Raw genomic sequence first — 12,457 nt, forward strand, 5'->3', positions numbered from 1 at the left:
TGAGCGGGAGGAGGTTTTGTATGGAGAGATATGATGAATTGAAAAAGGGTGAATCCGGGGCGCTGGTCAGCATTGCCGCGTATCTTGTTCTTTCCGCAATTAAACTGATCATCGGTTATCTTTTTCACTCGGAAGCACTTACGGCAGACGGGTTAAATAACACAACTGACATTATTGCTTCTGTTGCTGTGCTGATTGGCCTGCGCATCTCTCAAAAGCCTCCTGACGAAGATCATCCATACGGCCACTTTCGAGCGGAAACGATTGCATCGCTTATCGCATCGTTTATTATGATGGTTGTCGGACTGCAAGTGCTGTTCAGCGCCGGAGAATCTATTTTTTCTGCTAAACAAGAGACGCCGGATATGATTGCGGCTTGGACGGCAGCGGGCGGGGCAGTCCTGATGCTGATCGTTTATCGGTACAATAAAAGGCTGGCCAAAAAGGTGAAGAGCCAGGCGCTCCTTGCTGCGGCTGCTGATAATAAATCAGACGCATTGGTCAGTATCGGCACGTTTATCGGCATTGTGGCTGCTCAATTCCATCTTGCTTGGATTGATACGGTCACTGCGTTTGTGATCGGCCTGCTTATTTGCAAGACCGCATGGGATATTTTTAAAGAGTCATCTCACTCTTTGACAGATGGATTCGACATAAAGGACATTTCCGCTTATAAACAGACAATCGAAAAAATCTCCGGTGTGAGCCGTTTAAAAGACATAAAAGCAAGATACTTGGGCAGTACGGTTCATGTTGATGTGGTGGTTGAGGTATCGGCAGATTTAAATATTACGGAAAGCCACGATATAGCCAATGAAATTGAGCGGAGAATGAAGGAGGAGCATGCGATTGATTATTCGCATGTTCATATGGAGCCTTTAGAACACAAATAATTGAGCTTCCTGCCACAGGAAGCTTTTTTGTGTGTTTTGGCCAGCTTTATTGGAAACAATTTGCTAGAATCGTTTTTTTATACAGATTGCTTTTTGTGGTAAAGTTAGGTTACATTATGATGAATTTTGTAGATGACTAGGAGGAAAAGAATGGCATATCAAGAAGACCTGCATCCTTTGCTGGGGAAAGCAGTTGAACATATTAATAGAGTAATGGTTGGAAAACGAGACATCGCCATACTCAGCTTAACAGCCCTTCTTTCCAAAGGGCATGTGCTGCTTGAGGATGTACCCGGAGTCGGAAAAACGATGATGGTCCGCGCGCTGGCAAAGTCAATCGGCGCCGATTTCAAAAGAATCCAATTCACTCCGGATTTGCTGCCATCTGATGTAACAGGGGTATCTATCTATAATGCGAAAACGATGGAATTTGAATATCGTCCCGGCCCAATTATGGGAAATATCGTGCTGGCCGATGAAATCAACCGTACCTCTCCGAAGACACAGTCGGCTTTGCTCGAAGCGATGGAAGAGGGGAGCGTCACGGTAGATGGCCATACGATGCAGCTTGCCGATCCGTTTTTTGTGATGGCAACGCAAAACCCGGTCGAATATGAAGGAACCTATCCTTTGCCGGAAGCTCAGCTTGACCGTTTTTTATTCAAACTTCGGATGGGTTATCCGTCCTTTAATGAAGAGCTTGACGTCTTATCTCTTCAGGAAAAAAGCCATCCGATTGAGACGCTTGAGCCGGTTATTGCAAAAGAAGACTTCATCCGTTTACAGCGGGAAGTGCAAAATGTCCGTGCTGATGACAGCATTAAGGAATATATCGTTGAAATTGTGCAGAAAACGAGACAGCATCCTTCTGTTCAATTAGGCGTCAGTCCGCGCGGCTCAATCGCCCTCATGAAAGCGGCACAGGCATACGCGCTGCTGCATCATCGCGACTATGTCATACCGGATGATATTCAATATTTAGCTCCTTTCACGCTGCCGCACCGGATGATGCTTCATCCTGAGGCAAAATTTGAAGGGATTCAGGCAGAAGCGATCGTAAGGGAGATCATGTCAGCTGTGAAGGTGCCGGTTCAAAGGTCGTCGGTCCGCTGATGAATAAGAAATGGCAATGGCTCGTATATGGTTGGAAGCTGATTATATTAACTTTATTGACGGCTGCTGTTTTTTCTTATGCGATGTTTCAGGGCGGCTTTGTCAGCTGGTTTTTGTTTTACGCGTTTCTCCCTTTTGTCTTGTATGCCGGGCTGCTGGCCTTGTATCCGCTCCGCTCTTTTCAGGCTTCGAGGCAAATGGATAAAACACAATTGCATGCGGGGGACAGGCTGGGCGTAACGGTTACGCTGAGAAGAAAGCTGCCGTTTCCGCTGATGTATATGGTGATTGAAGATTGCCTGCCAGAAGGAATTGAGTCCTTCAACCGAGACGAAACCGCGGCCAAACGGCTCGTTTTTCCTTGGTTTAAACGGAGCATGACGATGTCGTATGAATTAGCTCGGGTACCGCGCGGAGAGCATCACTTTCATTCTGTCAGGGTGCGAACCGGGGATGTTCTTGGCTTGATTGAAAAAACTGCATTTTTTGAGCTGGATGATACCCTGTTTGTTTATCCATTCTTTCAGCGTTTTTCCTATCAGGTGAATGAGAGGCATCAGGAAGACGGTGTAAGCGGTTCTTCTCCTATTCATCAGCACCATTCCTCAGTCGCAGCAAGTGTGCGGAATTATCAGCCGGGAGACCGGTTTGCTGCGTTAGATTGGAAGACATCTGCACGGCGAAGCCAGCTGATGACGAAGGAATTTGAGCCTTCACGCAGCAAAAATCTGTTTCTGCTGATGGACCGTTTTTCCTCAGACGCATTCGAAGAGGTCGTTTCAGTGACAGCTTCGATTCTTCATTCTGTTTTAAAAAACAGCGCGGGCGCTGGCCTGGCTTCCATCGGGAAGGAAAAAAACATTTTCCCTATTCAGGAAGGGGATCAGCATTTTAAGCACATGCTTCGGCATTTAGCCATCGCTCATTGTGATGCGGCAGACCCGATAAGCCGATATGCACGGGAAGAGCTGGGAAAGCCATCTGTTCGCCAAGCTGATCAAGTTGTTGTCACGGGACAGTTAACGGAAGATATGCTGCACCTCGCAGAAATAGGAGGCGGCCGGGTTACGGTGATACTGGCAAAAGAGAAAGATGCTGAGCTCTCTCAAGCTGAAAATGCCATGATTGAACGCATGATGAAACGCCAAATCAGAGTTCGGGTCATGAGGGGCGGGCGAGTTTCGCGTGTTGTTTAGAAAGAGAGGTGACTGGTTCACATGCCGCACGATGATCACAAGGGAAGCCGTTTGAGCTTGCTGTTATTTTATTTTCTGGCTTTTTTATTGCTGTGGGAGTGGCTCAGGCCGCTTGACAGTTTTACTGAAACGAAACATACAGGCTTTTTTAGTGTCTTTATCGGTTTGACGTTTCTGCTGACTTTTTTCAGGATGAGGTGGTTTGTCACCGTTCCTTTTTGTGTCATATTTACATTGATCTCGATACACATCCTGTTTTATCAAGGATCTATATTCGACTTGAGCTGGGTCAGCTCTTTTTTGCAGGATGTCTATCTGAATATCACGCTGATTCAATCAGGGCAATGGAATGACATGATTCCTTCATTTCGGACCCTGCTGTTTTTTGTGCTGTTGTGGCTGCTGGTCTATCTCCTGCATTATTGGGTGATTTACCAGAGAAGAATTTTGTTTTTCTTTTTGATGACAGTAGCGTATATTACGATTCTTGATACCTTTACGCCATATGATGCCACTTTTGCCGTCATCCGTATCGTGCTGATTGGCTTCTTTATGCTGGGCCTTTTATACTTGGAACGCATTAAGCTGATGGAAAGAATCACACTGCCAAAAACATCTGTCCTGAAATGGTTTCTTCCTTTATCTGTATTGGTTTTGGCTGCAACGGGATTCGGACTCGCCGCTCCAAAATCAGAGCCGGCCTGGCCTGATCCGGTGCCTTTTCTTAAAAAAATCACTCATCAAGACCGCGTGTCTGCAGGGGAAAGCAAAATCGGATACGGGAATCATGATGAATCACTCGGCGGCCCGTTCCAGCAGGATGCTACACCTGTTTTTACATGGCAGGGAAAAGAGCGTACGTATTTCCGTGTGGAAACGAAGGACACGTATACCGGAAAAGGCTGGATTGAAACAGACACAGGCATGTCGTATCAGCTTAGCAATGGAAAAGTTGAAAATCTGTGGTTTGACCATAAGGTTGCGACAGAGCGCCGCACCGTCCGTGTAAAAGTCGATAAGCACTACGGGTATAACCATCTGATGTATCCGATTGGTGCGGAAACCATTCAGCCAAAGCAGGCTGTCTCACTTGAAATGAACGGCAACACGGAGCAAATTTCTCCGATCAGTGAACAAGCCGGTGAAATCAGAAATATGGGGAATTATACTGTAACGTACAATTCCCCGGTTTATAAGCTGGATGAACTGAGAAAGGTAAAAGTGAGAAAAAACAGTGAGGAGTACACATTCAGCGATCGCTACATGCAGCTTCCAGATTCACTGCCAGATCGGGTGAGAACCCTTGCGATCAAACTGACTCAGGATCACGACAATATGTTTGATAAGGTGAAAGCGGTTGAGGACTATTTAGGGTCAAATGCATTCACCTATGAAACAGAAAACGTGACCATTCCTAAGAATGATGAGGATTATGTCGATCAATTTCTCTTTGAAACGAAAATGGGTTATTGTGATAACTTTTCTTCCGCCACGGTGGTGCTCTTGCGCTCGGCCGGCATTCCGGCCCGCTGGGTAAAGGGTTATACGTCTGGCGAATACAAAGAAGCAGGAAACAAAAACGGCAGCATCTACGAAGTGACAAATAACAACGCCCATTCCTGGGTAGAGGTGTATTTCCCGGAACAGGGCTGGGTTACATTTGAGCCGACTAAAGGGTTTACAAATCCGGCTCAATTTACTTCTTCTGAAACAAAGGACTCCGGCAGCGATAACAGCAGCTCGCCGAAGAAAGCAAAAGAGAAACAGAAAGAAGAGAAAAAACAGCCGCAAAAAGAGGAAAAACAAAAGGAAAAGCGGGAGCCAGCTGTTTCTAAAAAGCCGTCCGCTTCGCATACCAATGCCGGTGCGGGCTTGTATGCAGTGCTTGCGGTTCTTGCAGTCCTCTTGGTGGCTGCTGTATTGCTGTATGTTTTCCGCTCGTTATGGCTTCCTGTTTTCGCCGTGAGGAAATTGAAGCGGCGCAGCGATCAGCACGCGTTTTTTGAGGCATATGACGCGCTGCTGAAACAACTGAAGAGAAAAGGGCTGCCGAAACGAGGCAGTGAAACGCTGCGTGATTATGCAAAACGAATCGATGAAAAATACGACATGGAAGACATGTCAAAGCTGACATTAAGCTATGAAAGGGCGCTTTACAGAAATGAAGATTCTTCAGCGCTTTGGAATGATTCCAGAGAGTTATGGGAAAATTTAATTAAAAGAAGATGGTCTTGACCGCTTATCAACGTGTTGTTAGAATTAGTGAATATTATCGGAGTCTGGGAGCGAGTTGGCCTGACTCCGGCAAACGGCCTTGCCAAAGAGGGCGGAGCGAGCTTCATATCTGTCCTCGTTTTTTTCTGTGTCAAAAAACTTAGAGGAGATTAGGTGACAACCATGACAAAGTTAGTGAATGAAATGATTCTTGTCCTTGATTTCGGCAGTCAGTATAACCAGCTGATTACACGCCGTATCCGTGAATTCGGTGTTTACAGCGAGCTGCATCCACATACATTGACGGCTGAAGAAATTAAAAAAATGAATCCAAAAGGAATTATTTTATCCGGCGGTCCAAACAGTGTGTATGATGAAAACTCTTTCCGCTGTGACGAGAAAATCTTCGAGCTTGATATTCCTGTTTTGGGAATTTGCTACGGCATGCAGCTGATGACTCATTACCTTGGCGGTAAAGTTGAAGCGGCAAGCCAGCGTGAATACGGAAAAGCAAACATCCGCATCGAAGGCACACCTGATTTGTTCAGAGATCTTCCGAATGAACAAGTGGTTTGGATGAGCCACGGCGATTTGGTTGTAGAAGTTCCTGAAGGCTTCACTGTTGACGCGACAAGCCATCACTGCCCGAACTCAGCAATGAGCAAAGCGGACAAAAAATGGTATGGCGTTCAGTTCCACCCGGAAGTGCGCCACTCTGAATACGGCAATGATCTTCTGAAAAACTTTGTATTCGGTGTTTGCGAATGCGAAGGCGAATGGTCAATGGAGAACTTTATCGAAATCGAAATGCAAAAAATCCGTGAAACGGTCGGAGACAAACAGGTTCTTTGCGCGCTAAGCGGCGGCGTTGATTCCTCTGTTGTTGCTGTTTTGATTCATAAAGCGATCGGCGACCAGCTGACTTGTATCTTTGTAGACCATGGTCTTCTCCGTAAAGGCGAAGCTGAGGGTGTTATGAAAACATTCAGCGAAGGCTTTAACATGAATGTGATTAAAGTAGACGCAAAGGATCGATTCTTAAACAAACTAAAAGGCGTTTCTGATCCTGAACAAAAACGCAAAATCATCGGTAATGAATTCATTTACGTGTTTGATGATGAAGCGGACAAGCTCAAAGGCATCGACTACCTTGCACAAGGTACGCTTTACACAGATATCATCGAGAGCGGTACAGCAACGGCGCAAACGATCAAATCTCACCACAATGTCGGCGGACTTCCTGAAGACATGCAGTTTGAGCTGATCGAGCCGTTAAACACGCTCTTCAAAGACGAAGTGCGCGCGCTTGGCACAGAGCTCGGCATTCCGGATGAAATCGTATGGCGTCAGCCGTTCCCGGGACCGGGCCTCGGAATCCGTGTTCTTGGCGAAGTAACAGAAGAAAAACTTGAAATCGTTCGTGAATCAGATGCAATCTTGCGTGAAGAAATTGCAAATCACGGGTTAGAGCGTGATATCTGGCAATACTTCACTGTTCTTCCTGACATCCGCAGCGTTGGTGTTATGGGTGACGCAAGAACATATGATTACACAATCGGAATTCGTGCCGTTACATCAATCGACGGCATGACATCTGACTGGGCGCGTATCCCGTGGGATGTGCTTGAAGTCATTTCGACACGTATCGTAAACGAAGTGAAGCACATTAACCGCGTGGTGTACGATATTACAAGTAAGCCGCCTGCGACGATTGAGTGGGAATAAGTAAATAACAATGAGAAAAACGCCCCTTTTTCAAAAGGGGCGTTTTTTTGTTAACTTTTTGAAACCGTTTCGGCAGTTTTCGTATCTAACAACATAGGAGGTGGATAAGGTGAAGGAAGAAAGATTGATTACAAAGGCGAGAAAAGGAAATACTCGAGCCTTTGAAAAGCTTATGCTGGCACATCAGGAGACTCTATATAAAACAGCCTATCTCTATTTAAGAAATAAAGAAGATGCACTTGATGCTGTACAGGAAACAGCTTATAAAGCTTTTATCAGTATAGAAAAACTAAAAGAGCCAAAGTATTTTTTAACGTGGCTCACCCGAATTCTTATTAATTCAATTTTTGCAATGAAGAAAAAGCAGGGGGAATTAGTTCCGTTTGAAAGCCATCATGACACTGGCACGGACCAAAGGAATATTGAAGAATATATAGACTTGCGCAATGCGCTGGATACACTTGATGAACATGTTCAGTTAACAATTCAGCTCTATTATTTTCAAGATTATTCGATTTCAATGATAGCTGAACAAACAGGAATGGCAGAAGGCACAATTAAAACACATTTACATAGAGCAAGAAAATCACTAAAACAGGAGCTGGAAAAGGAGGATAAAAAAATATGGAAAAACACCAAGTAAAGCAGTTGTATGATGACATAGAAGTGCCTAAGACAGCGCTAAAAAAAGCAATACATCAAGCTGTCGTTCGTGCTGAAAATGAAAGTAACACAAGGCGCCGTTTTAAATGGGCACGAACTATTACAAATGGAATGGCTATTGCTGCTGTGGTAGGTATACTGTATTTAACGTCCGGTCTTTTTCTGCCTTCTGTAAACAAAGCGATGGGGAGCATACCCATTGTCGGCCAAATTTATAAGGAGTTTCAAGATAAAGTTGGTCTATCATTGTTTAAAAGCAATCTGGTCACAGCTTTGAATGAAAAAGCTGAGTCAAGGGGAATCACTGTTTCGGTAAACAGCTCGTATTACGATGCCGGGCAGCTTGTGTATAACTTTACTGTTGATAACCTCCAGTCTGATGAAAAAGAGCTCAGTTATAATGTGAGTAAAGCGAGTTTTAACAATAATTTTTCAATCAACTACGATTCCTTAATGCTCAAAAAATTAAATAACAAACAATATGCTGGTCAATTAAGGCTTTATACAAAAGGGACAGAAATAAAAAATGGGGATACCGTGCCCTTTGTGATGACTCATATCAATGAAATACAGGGAAATTGGAGATTCAAACTGCCTATTACCAAAAAGAATGCGAGTTATTTAGAAAGCTCAAAAGTGGTATCAGTGCTTAACAATCGTTATCAATTTTCCAATATTCAAGTGGAGAACGGAAAGCTCGGATCTGTCCTTCAATTTACAATCGATTATCAAGGCGTAGCAAAGCATGATACGGTTGAAATTAACGAAGTCAAAGATGATTTAGGAAACACATATGAGATGACAGCGTCAAACATCCAACTTGGAGACCGTAAAAAAGTAAACGAGAGAACGGTAAGAGCAAAAGGACAAACACAGTTAGAATCACCAATTAATCCAAAGGCAAAAAAGCTAACATTAATAGCAAATATTAAATCTGAGGCAGAGGGCAGTGAAATTGTCCCGCTAAATGCAGAGATGCCGTTTCATGTTTCAGAAACAAACCATCAAAACATAGGGATTGAAATCAACAACATTAACCAAAAAGGGAGGAAAGTATTGGTTCATTATCGCTTCACTGGAATTGATACCTCAAGCATGAATGAAAATGACTTAGTGAATATCGGTGAAACGATTGGCCTTGGTGATACGAAAAAAATGCAATCTTGGCTTGATCCAGTGGGTGATTATGAAGAAGGTTATTATTTGAAAGCAAATATAGCTAAAGTGAAAAATATGAAAACAGCCGAAATGGTATCTACTTATGAACTGGATGATGATTATAATGATAAGCTGTCTTTAAAGCATTTTGAGTTTAATGAGTATGGCCTGTATATTGATAAGGGCGTTTTAAATCACCTGATTCAACTAAAGTCAATCTCGTTTACTGTACCAGTGCATCAAGTGAGTCAGCCTACCGAAAAAAAATAATCATAAGTTGAAAAGCCGTATGTTGCCATACATACGGTTTTTATCATTGTTGCCAATTTAGTCAATAGACGAATAAACCAATTTTTTTAATAAGTAATGTTCGTTGTTTATATTGTCAATTCAAAATGAACTTGGTACAATAGACACAGAAATCAAATAAGATGAATTCGTATAATCGCGGGAATATGGCTCGCAAGTCTCTACCAAGCTACCGTAAATGGCTTGACTACGTAAACATTTCTTTCGTTTGATATAAATAAAACACGTTTATTTATTCAAACTGAAATCCGTCTGTAGTCAAGCGTCCCAAAATGTATTGGGGCGTTTTTTATTTGGCGTTTTCAGGACAGAATAAATAGCAAAGAGTGAAGGGAGTCAAATAGCTTGAAAACGTTTTTTCAGTTTGATGAGCTGGGCACCAGCTATCGCAATGAAATCATTGGCGGATTAACGACTTTTTTATCTATGGCATATATTTTGTTCGTCAATCCGATTACGCTTGCTTTGGAGAGCGTGAAAGATTTTCCGGAAGCGCTGAGAATTGACCAGGGTGCGGTCTTTACGGCGACAGCGCTGGCGTCTGCAGCAGGCTGTATCTTAATGGGATTAATAGCGAGATATCCGATTGCCATCGCGCCGGGTATGGGGCTGAACGCGTTTTTTGCGTTTTCTGTTGTCCTTGGTATGGGTATTTCATGGCAGGCAGCTTTGTCTGGTGTTTTTATTTCAGGTCTTATTTTCGTTGCTCTTTCTTTAACAGGTTTTCGTGAAAAAATCATCAACGCCATTCCGCCTGAGCTGAAATTAGCAGTCGGTGCGGGGATCGGCCTGTTTATTACATTCGTTGGTTTACAAGGCTCAGGAATCATTACTGCAAATCCTTCTACGCTCGTCACGATCGGAAACATTCACAGCGGTCCTGTGCTGTTAACGATTTTCGGTGTGATTGTCACGGTTATTTTAATGGTGCTTCGCGTCAACGCAGGCGTGTTTATCGGGATGCTATTAACAGCGGTTGCCGGCATGATTTTCGGTTTGGTTCCGGTTCCGACTCAAATCATTGGGAGTGTGCCGAGCCTTGCGCCGACTTTCGGACAAGCGTGGATTCACCTTCCGGATATTTTCTCCGTACAAATGCTGATCGTTATTTTAACATTCTTGTTTGTCGGATTTTTTGATACAGCTGGTACACTTGTTGCTGTGGCGACACAAGCTGGTTTAATGAAGGAAAACAAATTGCCGCGTGCGGGCCGTGCGCTTTTAGCTGATTCATCTTCAATTGTGATCGGTGCCGTGCTTGGTACGTCTACAACAACTTCTTACGTGGAATCAAGCTCAGGTGTCGCTGCTGGTGCCCGTTCAGGGTTTGCCGCAATTGTAACAGGGATTCTCTTTTTACTGGCTACGTTTTTCTCTCCGCTCCTATCAGTCGTTACATCAAATGTAACAGCGCCGGCGCTTATTATTGTTGGTGCATTGATGGTGGCGCCGCTTGGCAAAATCGCTTGGGATAAGTTCGAGGTGGCCGTTCCTGCTTTCCTTACCATGATCATGATGCCGTTAACGTACAGCATCGCGACTGGTATTGCCATCGGGTTTATTTTCTATCCGATTACAATGGTGTGCAAAGGAAAAGCCAAAGAGGTTCATCCAATCATGTACGGGCTGTTTATCGTATTTATCCTGTACTTTATCTTCTTAAAATAAGGAATGAAAAACCAGCTGCACCGGCAGCTGGTTTTTTTGTTGCAAAAGATAAAACCATTTCATACGATATACCGTCATGTAGATGTGCCGCCATGCTTTACTTAAATGGAAATGACTTGACTGTTCAGGAAGGCTTCGGTACCTTATATAAGTGTTTTATTTTCTTGCTGAATGGTATTCCGCCGTATTTTTTTGATAGGAGTTGCTGACATGACGGAAGAAAGAAAAGAAACGTTTGAAGAAGAAATTAACCAGAGTGAAAGAATAGATGCAGATGAAGAACCGCTATCGAGAATGTCCAGAAAGGCGAGCCGGCAAAGCAAGCAGAAGCAAAAACAAAAACAGAAACCGCGCCAGGAACGCGGTGAATCAACTGTTAAAGACAAGCTTGCGTCTGTTTGGGCAGCCATCAACAGATATTGCGGTTTTGCGTTCTCGATTTTAAAATCACCGGCGAAAACTGTCGTAACGGATGGTTTTTCTCATTATAAGTACGGTCTGATTTCAATGCTTATATTCAGTATCATTTTTTCAATTGGGAATTGGTTTCAGTTAAAGGCAAGCTGGAATCGGCCGCTCGGTTTCGGAGAACGCCATCATGCTTTCTATGACGGGTTTTTAGTTGTTCTTGTGTATTTGCTGATCTTTTTCGCGGTAATGGTCTTTGCTATATGGGCTGTCTCCCGCTATATGATGAAGCAGAAGGTGACGTTCAGAGAAGCGGCTGCCGTATTGGGTTCATTGCTTGTACCGGTAATTGCTGTTTCAATCCTTTGGCTGATCTTTGCGATCGTAAATATCCCAATGCTGACAGTACTGTTTACGGTGCTGATCTTGTTTTCCATCTTTTTTATCATCGCGCTGTATGTACAGCGTGTGTACCAGGCGGCACAAGATGCACCAATTGATTATATCTATTGTGTATTTGCAGTGGTTGCGATAGCGCTGCTGTTTACGGCAGTGACTTGGCCGTTTATTTCTGAATATTTTACGGCGTCGCTGATTCCGCTTTAATGAAAAAACCGGCTAATCCTAGCCGGTTTTTTTATGTCACACTTTTTACAAATATATCTAAAAAACATAGTTGATTTGTAGGATTAACCCGTGTATGATGGGGAAAATGCTGAAAACGTCCAGCGCAAAAACCTTTATGTTTAAGGAGGATGATGGACATGGCTGAAGTACTTCGCCGAGCAATTAATCAAAAGAAGCAATTTTTAAAAACCAAATTACTGCTCTCGGAATTTTATCAAGGAAGAGGGGAACAGCTTGCTGACTACACGCTGAGTGAGCTTGAGAAAGAATACAAGTCCCTTCAGAAAATGAAAAAAGAGATCTGACAATAGATATAAAGAGGTGAGTCTGCTGAAAAGCGGGCTTTTTTGTTTTGATTTTGAAAAGGCGAGAAAGAGGGTAAACTACTACTGTTCAACGCATAAAAACATGTCGAAATATTTTGCTTAAGCTTACGGGTGAAGCTGATTGTAAACGGCTCATTTCTCTAGTAGAATATGAATG

The 12,457-nt window shown here is 43.5% G+C and carries 10 protein-coding genes and 1 riboswitch; all 10 genes read left to right on the forward strand.

Translation table 11 applies throughout. From position 1 onward, the window contains the following. Positions 1–20 precede the first annotated feature (20 nt). The 10 genes from mneS (at position 21) to ACFVP7_RS03565 (ending at position 12,279) form a co-directional block, all read left to right on the forward strand. On the forward strand, positions 21–893 hold the full coding sequence (gene mneS / locus ACFVP7_RS03520) for a manganese transporter MneS (RefSeq protein WP_120027855.1): 873 nt from the start codon (positions 21–23) through the stop codon (positions 891–893). A 150-nt stretch (positions 894–1,043) separates the two neighbouring features. Then, positions 1,044–2,006, forward strand: a complete 963-nt coding sequence (locus ACFVP7_RS03525) for a MoxR family ATPase (protein ID WP_338732575.1) — start codon at positions 1,044–1,046, stop codon at positions 2,004–2,006. Beyond that, on the forward strand, positions 2,006–3,202 hold the full coding sequence (locus tag ACFVP7_RS03530; protein ID WP_338732577.1) for a DUF58 domain-containing protein: 1,197 nt from the start codon (positions 2,006–2,008) through the stop codon (positions 3,200–3,202). Before ACFVP7_RS03525 ends, ACFVP7_RS03530 begins: the two co-directional genes overlap by 1 nt. A 21-nt stretch (positions 3,203–3,223) precedes the next feature. Further along, the gene (locus ACFVP7_RS03535; protein ID WP_338732578.1) at positions 3,224–5,437 is read left to right on the forward strand and encodes a DUF4129 domain-containing transglutaminase family protein; all 2,214 of its coding nucleotides are present in this window, start codon (positions 3,224–3,226) and stop codon (positions 5,435–5,437) included. A gap of 162 nt (positions 5,438–5,599) precedes the next feature. Further along, positions 5,600–7,141 (forward strand): glutamine-hydrolyzing GMP synthase, encoded by a 1,542-nt coding sequence (gene guaA, locus ACFVP7_RS03540; protein WP_003244399.1) that lies wholly within the window; start codon positions 5,600–5,602, stop codon positions 7,139–7,141. Positions 7,142–7,250: 109 nt separating this feature from the next. Next, positions 7,251–7,784, forward strand: a complete 534-nt coding sequence (locus tag ACFVP7_RS03545) for a sigma-70 family RNA polymerase sigma factor (RefSeq protein WP_338732580.1) — start codon at positions 7,251–7,253, stop codon at positions 7,782–7,784. Continuing rightward, on the forward strand, positions 7,766–9,232 hold the full coding sequence (locus ACFVP7_RS03550; protein ID WP_338732582.1) for a DUF4179 domain-containing protein: 1,467 nt from the start codon (positions 7,766–7,768) through the stop codon (positions 9,230–9,232). Before ACFVP7_RS03545 ends, ACFVP7_RS03550 begins: the two co-directional genes overlap by 19 nt. Before the next feature lie 147 nt (positions 9,233–9,379). Next, a riboswitch (purine riboswitch) is annotated at positions 9,380–9,481 on the forward strand. 135 nt (positions 9,482–9,616) lie between these two features. Further along, a complete protein-coding gene (pbuG, locus tag ACFVP7_RS03555; protein ID WP_003233968.1) occupies positions 9,617–10,939 on the forward strand; it encodes a hypoxanthine/guanine permease PbuG in 1,323 nt (440 codons plus the stop codon). A 210-nt stretch (positions 10,940–11,149) separates the two neighbouring features. After that, positions 11,150–11,953 (forward strand): hypothetical protein, encoded by an 804-nt coding sequence (locus ACFVP7_RS03560; RefSeq protein WP_014479057.1) that lies wholly within the window; start codon positions 11,150–11,152, stop codon positions 11,951–11,953. Between the two features lie 158 nt (positions 11,954–12,111). Then, on the forward strand, positions 12,112–12,279 hold the full coding sequence (locus tag ACFVP7_RS03565) for a Fur-regulated basic protein FbpA (RefSeq protein ID WP_014479058.1): 168 nt from the start codon (positions 12,112–12,114) through the stop codon (positions 12,277–12,279). The last annotated feature ends 178 nt before the right edge of the window (positions 12,280–12,457 follow it).

Source organism: Bacillus sp. SG20033 (assembly GCF_044570195.1).
GTDB lineage: Bacteria > Bacillota > Bacilli > Bacillales > Bacillaceae > Bacillus > Bacillus subtilis.

What these genes read in the sequence shown, in the direction of transcription:
- mneS (WP_120027855.1), top strand. Translation starts at nt 21, where the DNA reads ATGGAGAGATATGATGAATTGAAAAAGGGTGAATCCGGGGCGCTGGTC.
- ACFVP7_RS03525 (WP_338732575.1), top strand. Translation starts at nt 1,044, where the DNA reads ATGGCATATCAAGAAGACCTGCATCCTTTGCTGGGGAAAGCAGTTGAA.
- ACFVP7_RS03530 (WP_338732577.1), top strand. Translation starts at nt 2,006, where the DNA reads ATGAATAAGAAATGGCAATGGCTCGTATATGGTTGGAAGCTGATTATA.
- ACFVP7_RS03535 (WP_338732578.1), top strand. Translation starts at nt 3,224, where the DNA reads ATGCCGCACGATGATCACAAGGGAAGCCGTTTGAGCTTGCTGTTATTT.
- guaA (WP_003244399.1), top strand. Translation starts at nt 5,600, where the DNA reads ATGACAAAGTTAGTGAATGAAATGATTCTTGTCCTTGATTTCGGCAGT.
- ACFVP7_RS03550 (WP_338732582.1), top strand. Translation starts at nt 7,766, where the DNA reads ATGGAAAAACACCAAGTAAAGCAGTTGTATGATGACATAGAAGTGCCT.
- ACFVP7_RS03560 (WP_014479057.1), top strand. Translation starts at nt 11,150, where the DNA reads ATGACGGAAGAAAGAAAAGAAACGTTTGAAGAAGAAATTAACCAGAGT.
- ACFVP7_RS03565 (WP_014479058.1), top strand. Translation starts at nt 12,112, where the DNA reads ATGGCTGAAGTACTTCGCCGAGCAATTAATCAAAAGAAGCAATTTTTA.